20 protein-coding genes are annotated in these 21,539 nt (G+C 71.5%); 16 read left to right on the top strand and 4 right to left on the bottom strand.

Translation table 11 applies throughout. The features are described from left to right. Positions 1-3 precede the first annotated feature (3 nt). The 3 genes from ACZ5PP_RS09505 to ACZ5PP_RS09495 all read right to left on the bottom strand — a co-directional run bounded on the left by ACZ5PP_RS09505 (position 4) and on the right by ACZ5PP_RS09495 (position 4,546). Positions 4-2,172 carry an FAD-dependent oxidoreductase gene (locus tag ACZ5PP_RS09505; RefSeq protein ID WP_464826996.1) on the bottom strand — a complete coding sequence of 723 codons (2,169 nt, stop codon included), beginning with the start codon at positions 2,170-2,172 and terminating at the stop codon, positions 4-6. A gap of 46 nt (positions 2,173-2,218) precedes the next feature. Next, positions 2,219-3,328 carry a methyltransferase domain-containing protein gene (locus tag ACZ5PP_RS09500; RefSeq protein ID WP_012586012.1) on the bottom strand — a complete coding sequence of 370 codons (1,110 nt, stop codon included), beginning with the start codon at positions 3,326-3,328 and terminating at the stop codon, positions 2,219-2,221. Positions 3,329-3,397: 69 nt separating this feature from the next. Further along, positions 3,398-4,546 carry an FAD-dependent oxidoreductase gene (locus tag ACZ5PP_RS09495; RefSeq protein ID WP_464826995.1) on the bottom strand — a complete coding sequence of 383 codons (1,149 nt, stop codon included), beginning with the start codon at positions 4,544-4,546 and terminating at the stop codon, positions 3,398-3,400. A 176-nt stretch (positions 4,547-4,722) separates the two neighbouring features. Here ACZ5PP_RS09495 and arsS point away from each other — a divergent pair, with 176 nt between their 5' ends. The 13 genes from arsS to ACZ5PP_RS09430 all read left to right on the top strand — a co-directional run bounded on the left by arsS (position 4,723) and on the right by ACZ5PP_RS09430 (position 17,117). Then, positions 4,723-5,736, top strand: coding sequence for an arsenosugar biosynthesis radical SAM (seleno)protein ArsS (arsS, locus tag ACZ5PP_RS09490; RefSeq protein ID WP_464826994.1), 1,014 nt, complete (start codon positions 4,723-4,725; stop codon positions 5,734-5,736). Continuing rightward, positions 5,733-6,437, top strand: coding sequence for a TIGR04283 family arsenosugar biosynthesis glycosyltransferase (locus ACZ5PP_RS09485; protein WP_245537197.1), 705 nt, complete (start codon positions 5,733-5,735; stop codon positions 6,435-6,437). The genes arsS and ACZ5PP_RS09485 overlap by 4 nt, the downstream gene beginning before the upstream one ends. Continuing rightward, a complete protein-coding gene (locus ACZ5PP_RS09480) occupies positions 6,434-7,066 on the top strand; it encodes a TIGR04282 family arsenosugar biosynthesis glycosyltransferase (RefSeq protein WP_012586010.1) in 633 nt (210 codons plus the stop codon). Before ACZ5PP_RS09485 ends, ACZ5PP_RS09480 begins: the two co-directional genes overlap by 4 nt. Before the next feature lie 82 nt (positions 7,067-7,148). Then, positions 7,149-7,610 (top strand): CopD family protein, encoded by a 462-nt coding sequence (locus ACZ5PP_RS09475; RefSeq protein WP_004323223.1) that lies wholly within the window; start codon positions 7,149-7,151, stop codon positions 7,608-7,610. Positions 7,611-7,825: 215 nt separating this feature from the next. Then, positions 7,826-9,421: an ABC transporter substrate-binding protein gene (locus tag ACZ5PP_RS09470; RefSeq protein WP_004323225.1), complete on the top strand. Its 1,596-nt coding sequence runs from the start codon at positions 7,826-7,828 to the stop codon at positions 9,419-9,421. Between the two features lie 167 nt (positions 9,422-9,588). Further along, positions 9,589-10,572, top strand: coding sequence for an ABC transporter permease (locus tag ACZ5PP_RS09465; protein ID WP_043743138.1), 984 nt, complete (start codon positions 9,589-9,591; stop codon positions 10,570-10,572). A gap of 26 nt (positions 10,573-10,598) precedes the next feature. Further along, positions 10,599-11,558, top strand: coding sequence for an ABC transporter permease (locus ACZ5PP_RS09460; protein WP_004323229.1), 960 nt, complete (start codon positions 10,599-10,601; stop codon positions 11,556-11,558). Next, the gene (locus ACZ5PP_RS09455) at positions 11,555-12,586 is read left to right on the top strand and encodes an ABC transporter ATP-binding protein (protein WP_004323232.1); all 1,032 of its coding nucleotides are present in this window, start codon (positions 11,555-11,557) and stop codon (positions 12,584-12,586) included. The genes ACZ5PP_RS09460 and ACZ5PP_RS09455 overlap by 4 nt, the downstream gene beginning before the upstream one ends. Beyond that, positions 12,583-13,863 carry an ABC transporter ATP-binding protein gene (locus ACZ5PP_RS09450; RefSeq protein WP_004323234.1) on the top strand — a complete coding sequence of 427 codons (1,281 nt, stop codon included), beginning with the start codon at positions 12,583-12,585 and terminating at the stop codon, positions 13,861-13,863. Before ACZ5PP_RS09455 ends, ACZ5PP_RS09450 begins: the two co-directional genes overlap by 4 nt. Further along, positions 13,860-14,603 carry an SDR family NAD(P)-dependent oxidoreductase gene (locus ACZ5PP_RS09445; RefSeq protein ID WP_004323235.1) on the top strand — a complete coding sequence of 248 codons (744 nt, stop codon included), beginning with the start codon at positions 13,860-13,862 and terminating at the stop codon, positions 14,601-14,603. The genes ACZ5PP_RS09450 and ACZ5PP_RS09445 overlap by 4 nt, the downstream gene beginning before the upstream one ends. A 59-nt stretch (positions 14,604-14,662) precedes the next feature. Next, entirely contained in the window at positions 14,663-15,286 is a 624-nt protein-coding gene (locus tag ACZ5PP_RS09440) for a class I SAM-dependent methyltransferase (protein ID WP_004323243.1), read from the top strand. Beyond that, complete coding sequence (locus ACZ5PP_RS09435) at positions 15,283-16,023, top strand: SDR family oxidoreductase (protein WP_012586007.1); 741 nt, start codon at positions 15,283-15,285, stop codon at positions 16,021-16,023. Before ACZ5PP_RS09440 ends, ACZ5PP_RS09435 begins: the two co-directional genes overlap by 4 nt. Continuing rightward, on the top strand, positions 16,020-17,117 hold the full coding sequence (locus ACZ5PP_RS09430; protein WP_004324930.1) for a DUF5924 family protein: 1,098 nt from the start codon (positions 16,020-16,022) through the stop codon (positions 17,115-17,117). The genes ACZ5PP_RS09435 and ACZ5PP_RS09430 overlap by 4 nt, the downstream gene beginning before the upstream one ends. 72 nt (positions 17,118-17,189) lie before the next feature. On the opposite strand, the gene ACZ5PP_RS09425 is transcribed toward ACZ5PP_RS09430, so the two are convergent. Further along, positions 17,190-17,612 (bottom strand): CBS domain-containing protein, encoded by a 423-nt coding sequence (locus tag ACZ5PP_RS09425; protein ID WP_004324928.1) that lies wholly within the window; start codon positions 17,610-17,612, stop codon positions 17,190-17,192. Positions 17,613-17,847: 235 nt separating this feature from the next. On the opposite strand from ACZ5PP_RS09425, the gene ACZ5PP_RS09420 reads away from it, so the two are divergent. The 3 genes from ACZ5PP_RS09420 (at position 17,848) to ACZ5PP_RS09410 (ending at position 21,538) form a co-directional block, all read left to right on the top strand. After that, positions 17,848-19,428 carry a thymidine phosphorylase family protein gene (locus ACZ5PP_RS09420; RefSeq protein ID WP_004324925.1) on the top strand — a complete coding sequence of 527 codons (1,581 nt, stop codon included), beginning with the start codon at positions 17,848-17,850 and terminating at the stop codon, positions 19,426-19,428. Positions 19,429-19,551: 123 nt separating this feature from the next. Then, on the top strand, positions 19,552-20,451 hold the full coding sequence (locus tag ACZ5PP_RS09415) for a ribose-phosphate diphosphokinase (protein ID WP_004324923.1): 900 nt from the start codon (positions 19,552-19,554) through the stop codon (positions 20,449-20,451). Between the two features lie 172 nt (positions 20,452-20,623). Beyond that, positions 20,624-21,538, top strand: a complete 915-nt coding sequence (locus ACZ5PP_RS09410; protein WP_004324921.1) for an adenylate/guanylate cyclase domain-containing protein — start codon at positions 20,624-20,626, stop codon at positions 21,536-21,538. Position 21,539 lies beyond the last annotated feature (1 nt).

The following is a 21,539-nucleotide window of genomic DNA, read 5'->3' as shown; positions in this document are numbered from 1 at the left end:
GCGTCAGCCCCGCCGCCAGGCGTGGTGGCGTTCCAGCCAGCGCAGCACGCGCTGCGGCGCGTGCGCGCGCTTCCATTCGCCGGCGACCGACTTGTTGGCCTCGGCGAAGGTCGGGTAGGCGTGGATCGTGCCGAGGAGCTTGTTCAGGCCCAGACCGTGCTTCATCGCCAGCACGAACTCGGCGAGCAACTCGCCGGCGTGCTCGCCGACGATGGTGGCGCCGAGGATGCGGTCCTTGCCGGGCACGGTCAGCACCTTGACGAAGCCGCGGTCGGCGCCATCGGTGATTGCGCGGTCGAGCTCGGCCAGATCGTAGCGGGTGAACTCGAACGCGATGCCGCGTGTGCGCGCCTCGGTCTCGTTGAGCCCGACGCGGGCGACCTCGGGGTCGGTGAAGGTGGTGTGGGGCACGCAGCGGTAGTCGACGCGGAAACGGCGCAGGTGGCCGAAGAGCGCATTGACCGCCGCGTGCCAGGCCTGGTGCGCGGCGACGTGGGTGAATTGCAGGGGCCCGGCGACGTCGCCGGCGGCGAGGATGTTGGGGTAGCGCGTCTGCAGGAAGTCGTCGGTCGCCACCGTCGCGCCGGTCGGGATGCCGAGCGCCTCCAGGCCGAAGCCCTCCAGGCGGGCGCTGCGGCCGACCGCGCACAGCAGGGTGTCGAAGGCGATGCGGCGCTCGCCGCCGCTGGCGGGGTCGGCGACGACAAGGAATTTGTCTGTGCCGCCCGCTGCCGTTTCCTGCTCGCAGCGCAATGCCGCGACTCCGGTCAGCACCTCCACACCGTCCGCCTCCAGCGCGGCGCGGGCGAAGGCGCCGACATCGGCGTCCTCGCGCGGCAGGAGCTGCGGCGCGCGCCCCACCAGCACCACCTGCGAGCCGAGGCGCGCGCACGCCTGCGCCAGCTCGCAGCCGATCGGCCCGCCGCCGAGCACCAGCAGCCGGCGCGGCGGCGCGTCGAGCGCGGCGAAGGCGTCCCATACCGTGTCGCTGGTGAGGTAGCCCACCGCCTCCAGCCCGGGCAGGTCGGGCACGGTCGGGCGGGCGCCGGTGGCGATCACGATGCTGCGGGTGCTGAGCCGGCGCGTGCCGCCCTCGTTCAGCGCCACCTCCACCGTCCATGGGTCGACGATGCGCGCGCGCCCCTGCAGCACCTCGACGCCGAGCGCGCTGTAGCGCTCCACGCTGTCGTGCGGCTCGATCTTGCGGATTACCGCGCGCACGCGCGCCATCAGCCTGCGGAAGTCGATCTCCGGCTCGCCGGGCTCCAGGCCGTAGCGGTCGGCGTGGCGGATCTGGTGGGCCAGCCTGGCGCTGCGGATCAGCGCCTTGCTCGGCACGCAGCCGGTGTTGAGGCAGTCGCCGCCCATGCGTCCGGCCTCGACCAGGGTCACCTTCGCCTTCACCGCCGCCGCGATGTAGGACGTCACCAGCCCGGCGGCGCCGGCGCCGATCACCACCAGGTTGCGCTCGAAGCGTGCCGGGCGCTGCCACCCCGCATACACCCGGCGCGCCTGCACGCGCTCGACCATCCAGCGTGCGAGCAGCGGGAAGAGGCCGAGCAGCACGAAGGAGGCGACGAGGCCCGGAGACAGCACGCCGGCCAGGCTGTCCACCGCGCCGAGCTCGGTGCCCGCGTTCACATACACCAGCGTGCCGGGCAGCATGCCGAGCTGGCTCACCCAGTAGAAGGTGCGCGTGCGGATCGGGGTGAGCCCCATCAGCAGGTTGATCAGGAAGAAGGGGAAGGCCGGCACCAGGCGCAGCGAGAACAGGTAGAACGCGCCGTCGCGCGCGATGCCCTCGTCGATCGCGCGCAGGCGCGCGCCGAAGCGCGCGTGCACGCTGTCGCGCAGCAGGTGGCGCGAGACCAGGAAGGCGAGCGTGGCGCCGATGGTCGACGCGAAGGACACGATCAGCAGCCCCCAGCCCAGCCCGAACAGTGCCCCGCCGGCCAGGGTCATCACCGCCGCGCCGGGCAGCGATAGCGCGGTCACCGCCACGTAGGCGGCGAAATAGAGGGCGGCGACCAGGACCGGCGAGGCCTCGCGCCAGGCAGCGAACCCGGCCATGCCGGCCTTGAGGGTGTCGAGGTCGAGCTGGCGGTGCAGCCCGCTGGCGAAGAAGCCGGCGACGAGCGCGAGCACGAGCAGCAGCAGAAGGGGTTTCTTCATCTTCGTCCCGGGAGCGGGTGAGCCGTGCGGAGCCGTCGTGGCCCGATCAGCAGCAGGATTTGCGCGCCGCGCTGCCGAGGGTCGCGGGGACCGGCGCCGGCATTGTCGTCGGCGCCGGGTTGTCCGTGACGGTGCCGCGCGCCGCCGTGTCGAAGGGCATCGCCGGGCCCTCTGCGGTGAAGCGGCCGTAATGGCGCTCGAAGCTGCCGATGAAGTCGAAGTGCGGCCGCAGCCGGCTGTCATGCAGCATGCGCCAGGTGTTGCCGCTCACCGGTACGACCCGGCCGGCGTCGAAGCCGTGCCGCTTGTCGAGCACGAAGCGCGTGGCTTGCTCGGGCAGCGTGCCGCGATACACCACCGCCTGGCCGAAGTCCTCGCAGGCGCTCTCCAGTCCGTCTATCCGGAACAGCCGCCAGGTCGCCGAGAAGAAGCGGACGTCGCCCAGCTTCGCGGCCAGCGCGGGGTCGGTCGCCGCGAGCGGCCGGTCCTCCACGAGGCGCGGGTCGGCGAAGCCTGCGGCGCGGGCGAGCGCGAGGAAGTCGTTCCAGTACAGCGCGCCGCCCAGGCATTCGCCGTACAGCACCGGATCGTCGCGCACGGCGGCGGGCACGCGGCGGTCGGCATACACGTCCGAGAAGTAGAACTCGCCACCCCGGCGAAGCAGGCGGAAGACCTCGCGCAGCACCGCGGCCTTGTCCGGGCACAGGTTGATCACGCAGTTCGACACGATCACGTCGAAGCTGGCGTCCTCCAGGCCGAGCTCGCCGAGGCGCTCGATATAGCCCTCGAGGAAGCGCACGTTGCTGCGCGCGAAGCCGAAGGCCTCGCGGTGGTAGTCCTCGTGGCGGCGCGCGACGGCGAGCTGCTCCGCGGTCATGTCCACGCCGACGACCTCGCCACGCTCGCCAACGAGCTGGGCGAGCGCATACACGTCGCGCCCCGAACCGCAGCCGAGGTCGAGCACCCGGCAGCCTTCGAGCAGGGGCGGGCTCACCAGGCCGCAGCCGTAGTAGCGCGCGAGCACTTCGGGGTGGATGCGCCCGAGCACCGGCCTGAGCGCCGGCGGCGGGGCGCTGGCATCGCAGCAGGCCGAAGTCCTGAGGTCGGCGGAGGATTGCAGGGTGCGGCCGTAGTAGTCCTGGACGAGTTCATGCATGGTGGGGCCCCGGGGAATAAGGGAGTGAGAAGGGAGCTTCGGGCTTTGTCGCATGTGCTCCGCGGATTCTTACACCGGCACGATGGCTGCGCGCCGGTGACGTGCAATGAATCCCCGGTCGATGCGGTCCTTCCAGCGCCACACCCAGCGCCCCTCGGCGGACCAGCGTCCCCACGAGGCGATGGCGTGGCGCGGACCGCTTGCGATCAGGTGGAGCGAACGCGGGCGCGGCCGGTAGCTGCGCACCGGCGCGCTCGCCGGGCCGCCCGCCAGTGCGGCGAGCAGGTTGGCGGCGAGCACCGGGCCGGCATGGACCGCGTGCACGCCCGAGCGCGCGAAGCCGGGATCCGCGCGGGTGCACACGTCGCCGGCGGCGTGGATGAAAGGATGCGAGACGCTGCGATGGCCGGCGTCGACCATGACCCAGCCCGCGGCGTCGCAGGCCAGGCCGCTGCTTTGCGTCCAGGGCGGGGCGTGTGCGCCGGTGGCGGCGATCACGCAGTCCGCGGGCAGCGTTGTCGGCGCGTCACGCCCGGCGTCCACAAGCTCGAGCCCCGCGGGCGTGCCCCGTGCACGAGCCGGGTGGAGCGCGATGCCGGCCGCGGCCAGACGGCGCAGCACGCGCCACCGCGCACCTTCGGCATGGCCGGCGAGCAGCCCGCCGGGTGGCGCGACGAGCGCGAGCGCCACCGCGCAGCCGGCGCGGCGAAAGGCCTCCGCGGCGGCGAGCACGAGCTCCACCCCGGCCGCGCCGCCGCCCACCACGGCGAGCCGGCGCAGCTGCCCGGCGCGTGCCATGGCCAGCCGCTGCGGCCAGGCGGCGATGAAGGCTTCCAACGGCTTCACCGCCAGCAAGGCGTCCGTCGGCAGGGCGTCGAGCGCGCGCGTGTCGACGAGGCTGCCGACGTCGAGCGCGAGCAGGTCGAAGTCGTGCGTGGTGCCGGTGTCGTCCAGCAGCATGCGACGTTCTGCGTCGAGCGCGATCGCGGAGGCGAGGCAGAGCCGCACACCGGCTGCGTCGGCGAGCGCGCGCAGGTCGATGCGACAGTCCTCGGCGCGGTAATGGCCGGCCATCCAGCCGGGCAGCATCCCCGAGTACCATTGCCAGGGCGAGGGCGTCAGCAGCACCGCCTCCACCCCGTGCGGACGCCGTCGGGCGAGGGCCTGGAGGACCGCGAGCTGGGCGTGGCCGCCGCCGACGAGGAGGAGTCGCTTCATGGTTTCGGGCGGACAAGGAGGCGCGGATGGGGGGGTGAGGGGGGGACGGACGAGGGGAACGGTTCGAACTTCCCGAGCGTAAGCTTTTCCGAGGCAGGTACGACAAAAGACCGTGCCGGCTGCCGCGGATTCCGCAGGTGCCGAAAGAATCGACTTTCCCGATGGAGACACTCCGCATGCATGCCACCCTCCCGCTGCTCGAATCGCACCGCTTTCCGCCGCTGCGCCGCGAGGCGATCACCACGCTGCAGGTGAACCTCGGCTATCGCTGCAACCAGAGCTGCGTGCATTGCCACGTCAACGCCGGCCCCGGCCGGACCGAGATGATGGACGCCGACACGCTGGCGCTGATCCCGCGCGTGCTCGCCGCGCGCGCGATCGGAACGCTCGACCTCACCGGCGGCGCGCCCGAGCTGCATCCGGGCTTCCGTGCGCTGGTGCGGGAGGCGCGGGCGCTCGGGGTGCGCGTGATCGACCGCTGCAACCTCACCATCCTGTCCGAGCCGGGGCAGGAGGATCTCGCCGAATTCCTCGCCGAGCACGGCGTCGAGGTGGTGGCCTCGCTGCCCTGCTACGCCGCGGACAACGTCGACCGCCAGCGCGGCAAGGGCGTGTTCGAGCGCAGCATCGCCGGCCTGCTGCGCCTGAATGCGCTCGGCTATGGCCAGGCCGGCAGCGGCCGGGTGCTGAACCTGGTGTACAACCCGCAGGGGCCGGTGCTGCCGCCCGACCAGGCCCGGCTCGAGGCCGACTACCGGCGCGAGCTCGCGGCGCAGTTCGGCATCGTCTTCAACCAGTTGTTCGCGCTCGCCAACATGCCGATCCAGCGCTTCGGCTCGATGCTGATCTCAAAGGGGCAGTTCAACGCCTACATGGCGCTGCTGCGGGCCAGCCACCGCGACGAGAATCTCGGCGCGGTGATGTGCCGCACCTTGGTCAGCGTGGACTGGCAGGGGCGGCTGTACGACTGCGACTTCAACCAGCAGCTCGGACTGCCGCTGGGGGCGGAAGGGGCGCTCACGTCCGCGCAGGGGCACGACGACAGCGACGCGGCGGCGCGCCCGGGACGACTGCATCTGCGCGACCTGCTCGCGGGAGATCTCGCCGGCGCACCGATCCGCGTCGCCGATCACTGCTTCGGCTGCACCGCGGGCAGCGGTTCGAGCTGCGGCGGGGCGCTGAAGGCGTGAGTGCGGCGGTGTCGGACATGGAGGGGCGCCCGGTTTCGCTCTCCATCGTCGTGCCGATGGTGGACGAGGCGGCCACGCTGCCCGAACTGCTCACCCATCTCGCCGCTTGGCGCGACCGCGGCTGCGAGATCGTGCTGGTGGACGGCGGCAGCCGCGACGACTCGGTGGCGATCGCGCGCGCAGCCGGCTTCCGCGTGATGGTCGCCGAGCGTGGCCGCGCCAGGCAGATGAACGCGGGTGCGGCGGCGTGCGGCGGAGACATCCTGTTGTTCCTGCATGCGGACACGCGCCTGCCGGAAGATGCGGACGCGACGCTGCGGGCCGTGCAGGCCGGCCGTGCCTGGGGCCGTTTCGACGTGCGCATCGACGGGCGCCCGCGCATGCTGCGCGTGGTGGCAGCGTTGATGAACCTGCGCTCGCGCTCGAGCGGGATCGCCACCGGCGACCAGGCCATCTTCGTGCGCCGGGAGGTGTTCGAGGCGGTGGGCGGTTTCCCGGACCAGCCGCTGATGGAGGACATCGAGCTCTCGCGCCGGCTGCTGCGCGTGTCGCGCCCGGCCTGCCTGCGGGCGCGGGTGCGGACCTCGGGGCGACGCTGGGAGCAGCGCGGGGTGTGGCGCACCATCGTACTGATGTGGCGCCTGCGCTGGGCCTACTGGCGCGGCGTGCCGGCCGAGCGCCTCGCCGAGGCCTACCGGTGAGCACGACCCGTATCGTGGTGATCGCCAAGGCGCCGCAGCCGGGGCGGGTGAAGACGCGCCTGATCCCGGCGCTCGGTGCGGAAGGAGCCGCGGCGCTGGCTGCCCGCATGCTGGCGTGCACGCTGGCGGTGGCTTTCGAGGCCGCCGGGGCTGCCGATACCGCCGATCCAGCGCTCGGCGTGGTCGAGCTGTGCGCCAGCCCCGCCCCGGGCGATCCGGCCTGGCAGGGCGTCGTGGTCCCGGCAGGCCTGCGCTGGTCCGCGCAGGGCGAGGGCGATCTCGGCGCACGCATGGCGGGCGCGGCGCGGCGGGTGCTTGCCGGCGGCGAGCGCGTGCTGCTGATCGGCACCGACTGCCCGGCGCTCGACGCAGCCTGCCTGCGCACCGCGGCCGAGGCGCTCGACGAGGTCGAGGCGGTGATCGTGCCGAGCTTCGACGGCGGCTACGTGCTTCTCGGCCTGCGCCGCTTCGACCCGAGCCTGTTCGAGGGCATCGCCTGGAGTACATCGACGGTCGCGGCGGCGACCCGGGTGCGCCTCGATGCGCTGGCGTGGTCGTATCAGGTGTTGCCCGCGCTGCAAGACATCGACGTCCCGGCCGACCTCGTCCATCTTCCATCCGCCGGATGAAGCCGGGGCAAGCCGGGATCCGCCGGTGCGGGCCGGCTTTTGCGGCACAATCGGGTTCCCGATCCCACGAAGGAGAATCCCCATGGACTTCCATCCGCTGCTGCTTTTCGTGCACGTCGCCGGCGTCGTCGTCTGGGTGGGCGGGATGTTCTTCGCCTACGTCTGCCTGCGTCCCGAGGCCGCCAGCCAGCTCGAGCCACCGCCGCGCTTGCGGCTGTGGCGCGGGGTGCTGGCGCGCTTCTTCACCTGGGTGTGGGTTGCGGTGGCTGCGGTGCTGGCGAGCGGGTTGGCGTTGCTGCTGCGCATCGGCTTCGCGGCGGCGCCGCCGCACCAGCACCTCATGTTGCTGATGGGCCTGGTGATGATCGCGATCTATGTGTTCGTCTATTCCGTGCCCTACGCAGCCCTGAGCAAGGCGGTCGCGGCCGAGGAGTGGAAGGCGGGCGGTGCGGCGCTCGGGCGTATCCGGCAGCTGGTGGGGACGAACCTGACGCTCGGCTTCCTCACCATCGCCATGGGTACGATCGGGCGCTGGCTGGGCTGAGCCGCAGCGCCCGTTCGCGGCGGGGCGGTGGCCACCCATGCACACCGCTCGTCGCAACGGCCGGATCGGGGAGAACCCTGATCCTGACGCTGCGTGCTTGGCCGGCCGACCCGGCCGGTGCAACAATCGACCGCCATGCTGGGTGCCGAGCCGGTCCGGCAGTCCCCCGGCCCACCCGTTCCTCAATCCCGGCAGCACCCGACGGAGATCGAAAAATGAACAAGACCCGACTTGCCCTCGCCCTGCCTTTCGCCCTCGCGACGCTCGCCAGCGTGGCGGCCGCCCCCGCGGCCGCCCAGACCGTGCGCTGGGCGGCGGCCGGGGACGCGCTGACCATGGACCCGCATTCTCAGAACGAGGGCCCGACCCACGTCATGAACCACCAGGTCTACGACTCGCTGGTGTTCCGCGACCAGGCCATGAAGCTGGCGCCGCGGCTGGCGACCGCGTGGAAGATCACCGAGGACCCCAACGTGTGGGAGTTCAAGCTGCGCGAGGGCGTGAAGTACCACAACGGCAACCCCTTCACGGCCGACGACGTGGTGTTCTCCATTCAGCGTGCCAAGCACGAGAACTCGGACATGAAGGGCCTGCTCACCAGCGTGGTCGAGGTGGTCAAGGTCGACGAGCACACCGTGCGCATGCGCACCGACGGCCCCAACCCGCTGCTGCCCAACAACCTGACCAACCTCTTCATCATGGACCGCGAGTGGTCCGAGGCGAACAAGGTCATGCTGCCGCAGAACTACAAGGCCGGCGACGAGACCTTCGCGGTGCGCAATGCCAACGGCACCGGTCCCTTCCGGCTCGTGAAGCGCGAGCCCGACGTGCGCACCGAACTCGAACGCAACGAGGACTACTGGGGCAAGGGGACCTATCCCATGGAGGTGGCCAAGGTGGTGTTCACCCCGGTGCGCTCGGCCGCCACCCGGGTCGCGGCGCTGCTCTCGGGCGAGGTCGATTTCCTCCTCGACCCGCCGGTGCAGGACCTCGAGCGCCTGTCCGCGGCCAAGGGTATCGTGGTGCGCTCCGGGCCGGAGAACCGCACGATCTTCCTCGGCATGAACCAGGGCGCGGCGGAGCTGCGCAGCGCGGACGTGAAAGGCAGGAACCCCTTCGCGGACAAGCGCGTGCGCGCGGCGATGAACATCGCGATCAACCGCGACGCGGTGAAGCGCGTGGTGATGCGCGGCCAGTCGGTGCCCGCCGGCATCGTCGCGCCGCCCTTCATCGACGGCTACGACAAGGCGATGGACGTCGTGCCGGCGCCCGACGTCGCGCGCGCCAAGGCGCTGCTCGCCGAGGCCGGCTACCCGAACGGCTTCGCGGTGACGCTGTCCTGCCCCAACGACCGCTATGTGAACGACGAGGCCATCTGCCAGGCGGTGACCGGCATGTTCGGCCAGATCGGCGTCAAGGCGCGGCTGGACGCACGGCCCAAGAGCATCCACTTCGCCGAGCTGCCCAAGGGCGAGCTCGACCTCTACATGCTCGGCTGGGGTGTGCCGACCATGGACTCGCACTACGTCTTCCATTACCTCTACGAGACCAGGACCGACAAGGGCGGCTCGTGGAACGTGACCGGCTATTCCAGCGCGAAGGTGGACGAGCTGACCAAGGCGATGAACCGCGAGATCGACCTCGGCAAGCGCGCCGGCATGGTCGCCGAAGTGTGGAAGACGGTGCAGGACGACGTCGTCTACCTGCCGATCCACCACCAGATGCTGAACTGGGCGATGAAGGACGACATCGACTTCCCGGTGCAGTCGGAGAACTATCCCTACTTCAAGCTGTTGAAGTACAGGAAGTGATGACCCGCGGGATCGCGACTTGCGTCGCTCCTACAGAAAGCTCACCGGACGCGACGACCGCCCTGTAGGCGCGACGCCAGTCGCGATCCCCCGCTCCCCCGCCCGCGATCACGCTCCCATCCCCTCCCTCGCACCCCGCATCCGATTCCTCACTCCCGCTCCCCCGAATGCCCGCCTTCATCCTGCGCCGCCTGCTGCAGTCCGTCCTCGTCATGCTGACGGTGGCGCTGGTCGCGTTCGGGCTGTTCCGCTTCATCGGCGACCCGGTGAACAACATGGTCGGTCAGGAGGCGACCATGGCCGAGCGCGCGGCGCTGCGCGAGTCGCTCGGCCTCGACGACCCGGTGCCGGTGCAGTTCCTGCGCTTCGTCGTGAATGCGGCGCAGGGCGAGTTCGGCGTGTCCTACCGCATGGCGCGGCCGGTGGCCGACGTGATCGCCGAGCGCCTGCCGGCGACGCTGGAGCTGGCGCTGATCTCGGGCTTCGGCGCGCTCGCGCTGGGGATCGCGCTCGGCGTGTATACCGCGCTGCGCCGCGACGGCTGGCTGAGCCACGCGATCATGAGCCTGTCGCTGGTGGGGGTATCGCTGCCCACCTTCCTGATCGGCATTTTGCTGATCTACGTGTTCGCGGTCGAATTGAAGCTGCTGCCCGCCTTCGGCCGCGGCGAGGTGGTGGACCTGGGATGGTGGACAACCGGGCTGCTGACCACCTCGGGGCTGAAGTCGCTGGTGATGCCGGCGATCACGCTCGGCCTGTACCAGCTCACGCTGATCATGCGCCTCGTGCGCGCCGAGATGCTCGAGGTGCTGCGCACCGACTACATCAAGTTCGCCCGCGCGCGCGGGCTCACCGACCGCACGGTGCATTTCGGCCACGCGCTGCGCAACACCCTGCTGCCGGTGATCACCATCACCGGGCTGCAGATCGGCTCGATCATCGCCTTCGCCATCATCACCGAGACGGTATTCCAGTGGCCGGGCGTGGGCCTGCTCTTCATCACCGCGGTGCAGTTCGTCGACATCCCGGTGATGGCGGCCTACCTGGTGCTGATCGCGCTGATCTTCGTCGTCATCAACTTGATCGTCGACCTGCTCTACTTCGTCGTCGATCCGCGCCTGCGCGTGCAGCGCACCGGGCGCGGGCAGTGAGCGCCCCCGGAACCCCGGAACCCAGCATGAGCACCGAATCCCCCACGCCCACCACCGCTGCCGCACCGCGCGGTGCGCTCGCACGCCTGCTCGACAGCGACCTCCTGCACGGCTTCCTCCGCTCGCCGATCACCGTGCTCTCGGCCTTGATCGTGCTGGCGATCCTGATCGCCGCGTTGCTCGCGCCGGTGATCGCGCCGCAGAACCCCTTCGATCCCGCCACGCTGAACCTGATGGACGGCTTCAGCCGCCCCATGCAGGCCAACGCGTTCACCGGCAACGTGTATTGGCTGGGCACCGACGCGCAGGGGCGCGACCTCTTCTCGGCCATCCTCTACGGCTCGCGGGTGTCGCTGCTGGTCGGTTTCGCGGCGGTGGCCTTCGCCGCGGTGCTCGGCATCGCGCTCGGGCTGATCGCCGGCTATCGCGGCGGCTGGGTGGACAGCCTGATCATGCGCATCGCCGACGTGCAGCTGAGCTTCCCGGCGATCCTGGTGGCGCTGCTGATCTTCGGCGTGTTCAAGGGCGTGGTGCCGCCGGCGCTGCACGACAAGGCGGCGATCTACGTGCTGATCCTGGCGATCGGCCTGTCGGACTGGGTGCAGTACGCGCGCACGGTGCGCAGCTCCACGCTGGCCGAGCGCAACAAGGAATACGTGCAGGCCGCGCGCGTGATCGGCGTGCCGGCGCCCACCATCCTGCTGCGCCACATCCTGCCCAACGTGATGGGGCCGGTGCTGGTGATCGCCACCATCGGCCTCGCGCTGGCGATCATCCTGGAGTCGACGCTGTCCTTCCTCGGCGTGGGCGTGCCGCCCACCCAGCCCAGCCTCGGCACCCTGATCCGCGTCGGCCAGGACTACCTGTTCTCGGGCGAGTGGTGGATCGTGTTCTTCCCCGGGCTGACGCTGCTGCTGCTCGCGCTGTCGGTGAACCTGCTCGGCGACTGGCTGCGCGACGCGCTCGACCCGAGGCTGCGCCGATGAACGTGCCGCACATCGACCGGATGAACGCCGGTGGCGACCTGCCGCTGCTGTCGGTACGCAACCTGCGCGTGGAATTTCCCCGCCGGCGCGGGACGCTGGTGGCGCTCGACGACGTCTCCTTCGACATCGCGCGCGGCGAGGTGCTCGGCGTGGTGGGCGAGTCGGGTGCGGGCAAGTCGCTCACCGGCGCGGCCATCATCGGCCTGCTCGAGCCCCCCGGGCGTATCGCCGGCGGCGACATCCTGCTCGATGGCGAGGCCATCCACGCGCTGCGCGGCGAGGCCATGCGGCGCCTGCGCGGACGCCGCATCGCGATGATCTTCCAGGATCCGCTCACCAGCCTGAACCCGCTATATACGGTGGGCGAGCAGCTGGTCGAGACCATGCTGACCCACCTCGACCTGACGCCCGCCGCCGCGCGCGAGCGCGCGCTCGCGCTCCTCGACGAGGTCGGCATCCCGGCGCCGGCGCAGCGCATCGACCATTACCCCCACCAGTTCTCCGGCGGCATGCGCCAGCGCGTGGTGATCGCGCTCGCCTTGTGCGCCGAGCCCGAGCTGATCATCGCCGACGAGCCCACCACCGCGCTCGACGTCTCGGTGCAGGCGCAGATCATCGCGCTGCTGCGTCGCCTGTGCCGCCAGCACCGCACCGCGGTGATGCTGATCACCCACGACATGGGCGTGATCGCCGAGACCGCCGACCGCGTCGCGGTGATGTACGCCGGGCGGGTGGTGGAGATCGGGCCGGTGGCCGAGGTGGTGCGCGCTCCGGCGCATCCCTACACCCGCGGCCTGATGGGCGCCATTCCCGTGCTCGGCGCCGAGGTCGAGCGCCTGGTGCAGATCGACGGCGCGATGCCGCGCCTGGATGCGATCCCGTCCGGCTGCGCCTTCCATCCGCGCTGCACCGAGGCCAGCGCGCGCTGCCGCGTCGAGCGCCCGGAGTTGCTGCCGGCCGGCGCCACGCGCGCGGCGTGCTGGTTGTACGCGCCGGCGCGCGAGAACACCGACGGAGGCCCGCAGTGAGCATCATCGAGCGCGCGCTCGCCAAGGCGAAGCAGGAGGACCGCGCCGCGGTCGAGCAGGCCGAGGGCCTGGTGCATCGGCCGCAGGCCGGGCAGGACGCGCAGGGAGCGGTCGCGGAGCGGACGGGCGATGTGGCGGACCATCCCGCCGTGGCGGCCGCGGTCGAAGCCGAGATCGAGCCCGCAGCGCTTGCACCGGCGCCGGCTGCGGCTGGCGCGCGCCGTGTGCGCGATGCGCGTGCCGCGGCGCCGCTGCTGTACGTCGAGGACCTGCGCTGCGCCTTCGACGTCTCCCGGCCCTGGCTCGAGCGGGTGCTCGCGCGCGAGCCGCGGCGCTGGCTGCGCGCGGTCGATGGGGTCTCGTTCGCGATCGGGCGCGGATGCACCTTCGCGCTGGTGGGAGAGTCGGGCTGCGGCAAATCCACGGTCGCGCGCCTGATCGTCGGCCTCCATGAGCCCTCGGCCGGCCGCATCGTCTTCGACGGCCGCGACGTGGCCGAGGTGCGCGGGAGCGCCGAGCGCCAGCAGCTGCGCAGCCGCTTCCAGATGATCTTCCAGGACCCCTACGCCAGCCTCAACCCGCGCTGGCGCGTGGAGCGCATCATCGCCGAGCCGATCCGCGTGTTCGGACTGGAGCGGGACGAGGCGGCGATCCGTGCGCGCGTGGCCGCGCTGCTGGGCCAGGTCGGCCTGTCGCCGGCCGACGGCGCGAAGTATCCGCACGAGTTCTCCGGTGGGCAGCGCCAGCGCATCTGCATCGCGCGCGCGCTCGCCAACCGGCCCGAGTTCCTCGTCTGCGACGAGCCGACCTCGGCGCTCGACGTGTCGGTGCAGGCGCAGATCCTCAACCTGATGCGCGACCTGCAGGACGAACTCGGGCTCACCTTCCTGTTCATCAGCCACGACCTCGCCGTGGTGCGCCACATGGCCGACGAGGTGGGCGTGATGTACCTCGGCCGCATCGTCGAGATCGCCGCCAGCCGCGCACTGTTCGAGCGCCCGCGCCACCCCTACACGCGCATGCTGCTGGCGGCCATCCCCGACTTTTCCCGCCGTGGTCGGGGCGACGATGCGGTGCGTGGCGAGGTCCCCAACCCGATCACCCCGCCATCCGGCTGCAGCTTCCACCCGCGCTGCCCGCTCGCAGACGCGCGCTGCCGGGGCGAGGCGCCGGTCCTGCGCGAGCTCGACGACGGCCGGCGCGTGGCCTGTCATGCGGTGGAGGAGGGGCGCGACACGATCGAGGCGGGCGCGGAGATCTGCACGGAGGTGTCATGAGCGGCGGTACGAGCGAGGCGGCGCGCGCCGAGGTGCGCGTGGAGGAAGCCGGCGGCAGGACGCTCGCCGTGGTCGTGGGCGGCGGCGGTGGGGTGGGCGCGGCCGTGGTCGCCGCGTTGCGCGAGGCGGGTGGCCACGACGAGGTCCTTGCCCTCGGGCGCCGGAGCAGCCCCGCGCTCGATCTGCTCGACGAGGCCTCGATCGCCGCCGCGGCCGCCGCGGTGCGTGCGCGCGGCGTGCCGACCCTGGTCTTCGACGCCACCGGTTTCCTCCATGGCGCGGGCATGGAGCCGGAGAAGAGCTGGCGCGAGCTCGATGCGGCCCACCTGGCGCACGCGTTCGCGATCAACGCGATCGGCCCGGCCCTGCTGATGAAGCATTTCCTGCCGCTGCTGCCGCGCGACCGCCGCGCGGTGTTCGCCACGCTGTCGGCGCGCGTGGGCAGCATCGGTGACAATCGGCTCGGCGGCTGGTACGCCTACCGCGCCTCGAAGGCGGCGCTCAACCAGCTGGTGCGCACCGCCGCGGTCGAGCTGCGCCGCAGCCGGCCGCAGGCGATCTGCGTGGCGCTGCATCCGGGCACGGTCGACACCGGGCTGTCGGCGCCCTTCGCCAAGTCCGGGCTGCAGGTGCAGGCCCCCGCCGAGGCGGCGGCGCGCCTGCTCGGGGTGATCGAGGGCCTCGGGCCGGGCGACTCGGGCGAATTCTTCGACCACCGCGGCGAACCCGTGCCGTGGTGACCGCCGCGCCGCCGCGGCGCTTTCAGGGACCAGGGATGAACGCACAGGAACAGGAACACATGTGGTCCACCCGCTATCGCAGCGCGGGCGAGGACTACGTCTTCGGCACCACCCCCAACCGCTTCCTCGCCGCACAGGCGGCGCTGCTCGCAGCCGGCGCCAGCGCGCTCTCGGTGGCCGACGGCGAGGGGCGCAACGCGGTGTGGCTGGCCGAGCAGGGGCTCGCGGTGACCGCCACCGAGATCTCCCCGGTGGCGCTGGAGAAGGCGCGCAAGCTTGCCGCCGGCCGCCATGTCGAGGTCGACTTCGTGCTCGCCGACGCGGTCGAGTGGGACTACCCGGAGGCCGCCTTCGACTTCGTGGTGGCGATCTTCATCCAGTTCGCCGACCCGGCGCAGCGTGCGCGCATCTTTGCCGGCATGGCGCGCGCGTTGAAGCCGGGCGGCCACCTGATCCTGCAGGGCTACACGCCGCAACAGCTCGAATACCGCACCGGCGGCCCGTCCGCGGTGGAGAACCTGTATACGGCCGCACTGCTGCGCGAGGCCTGCGCCGGGCTCGACATCGTGCATGTGCAGGAATACGAGGACGTGCTGGAGGAGGGTGTGGGCCACAAGGGGCGTTCGGCCCTGGTCGGCCTGGTCGCGCGCCGTCCGCCCGCGCTGGGGGAGGGGCGCCGATGAACGCGATGCGCGCCGTACTCACCGGACACAACCGCGGCCTCGGCGAGGCGGTCGCCGCGGAGCTGCTCGATCGCGGCATCGCGGTGCTCGCGCTCGCACGCCGCAGCAATCCCGCGCTCGCCGCCCGCCACGGCGAGCGCCTGCGCGAGGTCGCGCTCGATCTCGCCGACGCCGCGGCGCTCGCCGCCTGGCTCGGCTCGGGCATGCTGCAAGGCTGGCTCGCCGACGCCGACGAGGCGCTGCTGATCAACAACGCCGGCACCCTGCAGCCGATGGGACCGCTCGCGCTGCAGGACCCGGCGGCGGTGGCGCGTGCGGTGGCGAGCAACGTCGGCGCGCCGCTGGCGCTCGCCGCCGCCTTCGCCGCCGCCGAAGGCCCGCAGGCGCGCCGCGTGCTGCATGTCTCCAGCGGTGCGGCGCGCAAGCCCTACCCGGGCTGGAGCGTGTATTGCGCCACCAAGGCCGCGCTCGACCACCACGCCCGCGCGGTGCAGCTCGACGCCGTGCCGGGGCTGCGCATCTGCGCGCTCGCCCCGGGAGTGATCGATACCGGCATGCAGGCCGAGATCCGCGCCAGCACGTCGGAACGCTTCCCGCTGCGCGACCGCTTCGCCGAGATGCAGGCCAGCGGCGGTCTGGTCGCCCCGGCCGAGTGCGCGATGCACCTGGTCGACTTCCTGCTCGACGAGGACTTCGGCCGCGAGGCGGTGGCCGACCTGCGCGACCTCGGACGATGAAGGACGAGTCCTACCCGACGACCGAGGCCCTGGTCGCCTCGCTTCAGGAAACCGAGTCGGCGCCGGGGACGAGTGGGAGCCGCCTCGCCCGCCTGAAGCGGCGCGGCCTGTGCGTGGTGGTGTGGCTGCGCCGCCATCCCGGGCTGATCGCCACCTTCGGCTTCGTCTCCGGGGTGTCGAGCTTCTTACTGGTCGAGCGCCACGAGGGTGTGGCGCGCGCGATGGCGGTGGCGATGCTGGCGGGCTGGCTGCTGCTGGTGCTCGAGCGCGTGCTCGACCGCGCGCTCGAGCGGCGCTTCGGTTTCGGCCTGCCGCCGGCGCTGGTGCGCTACCTGACCCAGTTCACCCACCAGGAGAGCCTGTTCTTCGCTCTGCCCTTCTTCTTCGCGAGTACCTCGTGGAACAGCGGGCAGGCGGTGTTTACCGGCGCCCTCGGGCTGATGGCGCTGGTGGCGATCCTCGACCCGGTCTACTTCGGCCGCCTGGCGACACGGCGCTGGCTCTTCCTCGGCTACCACACGCTGACCCTGTTCGCGCTGCTGCTGGTGGTGTTCCCGCTGGTGCTGCAGGTGCCGGCGCTGGCGAGCTACCAGCTCGCGCTCGCGCTCGCGGTGGTGCTGTCCTTCCCGACGCTGACCGGGGCGATCAGCGTGCCGCGCTGGTGGCGCGGGCTGCTGGTGCTGGCGCTGCTGGCCGCGCTCGGCGCTGCGGGCTGGCTGGCGCGGCTGTGGGTGCCGCCGGCCACGCTGCGCCTGACCCAGGTCGCGGTGACCAGCGTGGTGGACGAGGCGCAGCGCGCGCCCGCCGAGAGCCTGCGCCAGATCGAGGCCGGGCAGCTGCTCGCCGAGGGCCTGTACGCCTACACCGCGATCCATGCGCCGCTGGGCCTGTCGGAGAAGGTCGTGCACGTGTGGCGCCACGAGGGACGCGTGGTGGACCGTATCGAGCTGGAGGTGAACGGCGGCCGTGCCGAGGGCTACCGGGCGTGGACGCGCAAGCGCAACTTCCCGGACGACCCGCGCGGGCGCTGGCAGGTGCAGGTGCTCGCCGCCGACGACCGCATGATCGGCACGCTGCGCTTCAGGGTGGAGTGAAGAAAAGGCCCGCGCGCCCCTGCCGTGGTGCGCGCGGGCCTGGACGTCTTGCCGGCCGGCTTGCCGTGGCGGCTAGCAGATGCGTTCCCAGAGGCTCTGCTCGTCCTCGAACTGGTCGAGCTCCAGGCCCTTGAAGTCGCTGCGCGAGACGATGCCGACCACCTTGCCGTCGACCACCACCGGCAGGTGGCGGTAGCCGCCGTCGCACATCATGTGCAGCGCGTCGATCGCCTTGTGCTCGGGGTCGATGGTGTCGGGCTTCGCCGTCATGACCTCGGACAGCTGCACCTTGGCCGGGTCGCCGCCGTTGGCGATCACCTGCACCGCGTCGCGGCCGGTGAAGATGCCCTTGAGGTGCGCGCGCGCGTCGGTCACCAGCACCGCGCCCACGCTGCGTTCGCACATGCTGCGGCAGGCCGTCTGCACGGTGTCCGTGGGACGCAGCATCAGCGGGTTCTGGTCCTTGACGATGAAGGAGATGTTGCGGTTGGTCATGGCGGCCTCCTCTTGTTCTGCTTGGTGTGATTTCTGTCACACCATAGGACGAATACCGGAGCGCGATCTTGATATTGGTTAAGGTTCATGGGTATCGATCGAAGGGGCCTGGTGGCTTCGGCACGGTCTCGCGGTGGCGAGAGACTCGCCGCGCCGCCGATCGCCGCCGTCGTGGCGCCGTCTGCGTGTGAACTGCGTCCTGTTTCGTCTGTCCATGCGGGTGTAGGCTGAATTTATGGAACCACAAGCCGGACCGCTTCCCGCCACCGCCGAGTCGGCCTCTCCCCTGCGCCTGCGCAGGGTGGCGATCGATACCTGGCGCGAGAACGTCGCCTACCTGCACCGCGACTGCGCGATCTATCGCGCCGAGGGTTTCCAGGCCCTTTCCAAGGTCGAGGTGCGGGCCAACGGGCGCCGCATCCTCGCCACCCTCAACGTCGTCGACGACGGCTGCATCGTCGAGCCCGAAGAACTCGGGGTGTCGATCGACGCCTTCTTCCAGCTCGGCGTCGATGACGGCCATCCCGCGATGATCGCGCAGGCCGAGCCGCCGTCCTCCATCCCGGCGCTGCATCGCAAGATCGCCGGCGAGCGGCTCGCCCGTGAGGACTTCCGCGCCATCGTCCGCGACATCGCCGAGCACCGCTATTCCAAGATCGAGCTCACCGCCTTCGTGGTCGCCACCAACCAGGGCGAACTCGATCGCGAGGAGGTCTCTTTCCTCACCGAGGCGATGGCGGCGGTGGGCGACCGCATCGACTGGCACGAGCGCCCGGTGGTGGACAAGCATTGCATCGGCGGCATCCCCGGCAACCGCACCTCGATGCTGGTGGTGCCGATCGTCGCCGCGCACGGCATGCTGTGCCCCAAGACCTCCTCGCGCGCGATCACTTCGCCCGCGGGGACCGCCGACACCATGGAGGTGCTCGCGCGCGTCGAGCTGCCGACCGAGGAGCTGTCGGGCATCGTGCGCGAGCATCGCGGCTGCCTCGCCTGGGGCGGCACCGCCAACCTGTCGCCGGCCGACGACGTGCTGATCTCGGTCGAGCGTCCGCTGTCGATCGACTCGCCGGGGCAGATGGTGGCCTCCATCCTGTCCAAGAAGCTCGCCGCGGGTTCGACCCACCTAGTACTCGACATCCCGGTGGGACCGACGGCCAAGGTGCGCTCGATGGCCGAGGCGCAGAAGCTGCGCAAGCTCTTCGAGTTCGTCGCCGGGCGCATGAACCTGACCATCGACGTGGTCATCACCGATGGCCGCCAGCCGATCGGCAGCGGGATCGGGCCGGTGCTGGAGGCGCGCGATGTGATGCGCGTGCTCGAGAACGACCCGCGCGCGCCCTACGACCTGCGCCAGAAGGCCTTGCGTCTGGCCGGGCGCATGCTCGAGTTCGACCCCGACGTGCGCGGCGGCGACGGCTTCGCGATCGCGCGCGACATCCTCGACTCGGGTCGCGCGCTGGCGAAGATGGACGCGATCATCCGCGCCCAGGGCGCGCGCGCCTTCGACCACAACGCGCCGCAGCTCGCCCGCCTGAGCTTCGAGGTGTGCGCCGAGGCCGACGGTGTGGTGGTGGCGATCGACAACCACCAGCTCGCGCGCATCGCCCGCCTGGCGGGGGCGCCCAAGATGCAGGGCTCGGGCGTCGATCTGCTCAGGAAGCTCGGCGAGCCGGTGGGCAGGGGCGAGCCTCTCTACCGCGTCCACGCCGACTATCCGGCCGATCTCGAGTTCGCCCGCCAGGCCAGCGTGCGCGCCAGCGGCTACGCGCTGGGGACGGCGGATGGTGTGCCGCATCTGTTCGTGGAGTTCTGAACTCGACGTTGCCGAGGCGACGTGACAGGCTTCCGGGCGGACCGCGGACCGCGTTCCGTTTTGCAGCCGGGGCGTGAATTTCTGCGCGGCGACCGCCGCCGCACGGCGTGTAATCTTCTGCCAATGAGTACTGAAGACACCCTGCTGCTGCATTTCGACGACGAGCGCGAGGAAGCCTTGCGCCTCGCGCGTGCGGCGGGACTCGAGGCGGCGGAGATCGAGCGCCACCGCTTCCCCGACGACGAGTTGCGCCTGCGCCTGCCGGCCGAACTGCCGGCCAACGCGGTGCTGTTCCGCAGCCTGCACCGTCCCAACGAGAAACTGCTCGAGCTGCTGCTGGTGGCGCGCAGCGCCGGGCGCGGCGGCGTGCGCCACCTCATCCTGGTCGCGCCCTATCTGGCCTACATGCGCCAGGACAAGGCCTTTCATCCGGGCGAGGTGGTGAGCCAGCGCATCGTCGGCGGATTCCTGGCCGGGTTGTTCGACGGCGTCATCACGGTCGATCCCCACCTGCACCGCATCTCCAGCCTCGCCGAGGCGATTCCGGTGCCGCATGCGGTCGCGCTCTCGGGCGCCGGCCTGCTCGCCGACGTGGCGGTCGCGCGCCGTGACCGCCCGCTGCTGGTGGGGCCGGATGCCGAGTCGGCGCAGTGGGTCGAGACCGCGGCGCGGCGCCACGGGCTCGATGCCATCGTGTGCACCAAGCTCCGCCACGGCGACCGCGAGGTCGATATCGCGCTGCCCGAGGGCGCGCAGGTGGCCGGGCGTGCGGTGGTGTTGCTCGACGACGTCGCCAGCTCCGGGCACACCCTCGCGCGTGCGGCCGAGCGCCTGCGCGCGGCGGGTGCGGCCTCGGTCGATGTCGCGGTCACCCACGCGCTGTTCGCCGGCGACGCGCTCGAGGTGATCCGTGCCGCCGGCGTGGGCGAAGTCTGGAGCACCGACTGCATCGCCCACCCGAGCAATGCCGTTCACATCGCGCCGATGCTGGCCGAGGCCCTGCGGGCCGTCCTCGCCGACTAGCGTCCTGCAGCGCGCACCCGGCCCCGCGCGTGCCTTGCCGCGGGCGCATCGTCGCGTGCGCGGCGATGACGATCACGGTCCTTAATGCTAGGATTCTTGCTTGCGCACTGCAGCGAGCCCCGCTTTTCGGGGTCGCGGGCAGTGCCCGCACATCCGTCGGGGCAGGAATTCAGTGGAGCAAGCGGTCAGGACCGTGATCTTCGCCGATCTGACAGGCAGCACAGGCCTGTTCGAATCGGCTGGCAACGTGGCGGCGACGCAGATCGTCACCCGGTGCACGCACGCGCTCGGCCGCCACCTCGCCTGTGCCGGCGGGCGCATCGTCAAGTATCTCGGCGATGGCGTGCTGGTGCTGTTCGACGATCCGGTCGCCGCGGTGCAGGCGGCTTCGCGCCTGCAGGACGTGCTCGAGGAGCTGGCCAGCGCCGAGCTGCGGCGGGCTCCGATCGGGGTCAAGACCGGCATCGCGCTCGGCCCCATCGTCGAGCATGATGGCGACTGCTACGGCGATCCGGTCAACGTCGCCGCGCGCCTGAGCGATCGCGCCCAGACCGGCGAGACCTTGATCGGCGAGGCGGTGTTCGCCAGCCTCCCCGAGGGGCTGCGCGTGGCCTGCCACAGCCTCGACCGCATCAGCATCAAGGGCAAGGCCGAGCCGATGCGCGTGTGGCGGGTGGACTTCGCCCGCACCGCGGAGACCACGCTCACCACGCTGCTCGGTTTCGACGACCTCGTCGCGGGCGTGCGCCCGGTGCGCCGGGTCGATCTGGAGCGCCTCGACCAGCGCGTCGAACTGCACGCCGACGATCCCCCGCTGATTCTCGGGCGTGGCGACGGTGCCGGCTTCCCGGTCGAGGACGCGCGCGTGTCGCGCCGCCATGCGCGCCTGGAATGGACCGCCGGGCAGTGCGTGCTCACCGATTTCAGCAGCAACGGCAGCTGGGTGCGCCTGCGCGGCAACTCGGCGCCCGTGGTGCTGCGCCGCGACAGCTGCACGCTCTACGGCGAGGGGGAGATCGGCCTCGGCGCCGCCCCCGACGATTTCACCGCACCCACGCTCTCCTTCCGCGTCATAGACGAAGGCTGAG

Source organism: Thauera sp. DNT-1, from assembly GCF_055393985.1.
This window is presented reverse-complemented; position numbering and strand designations above follow the sequence as displayed.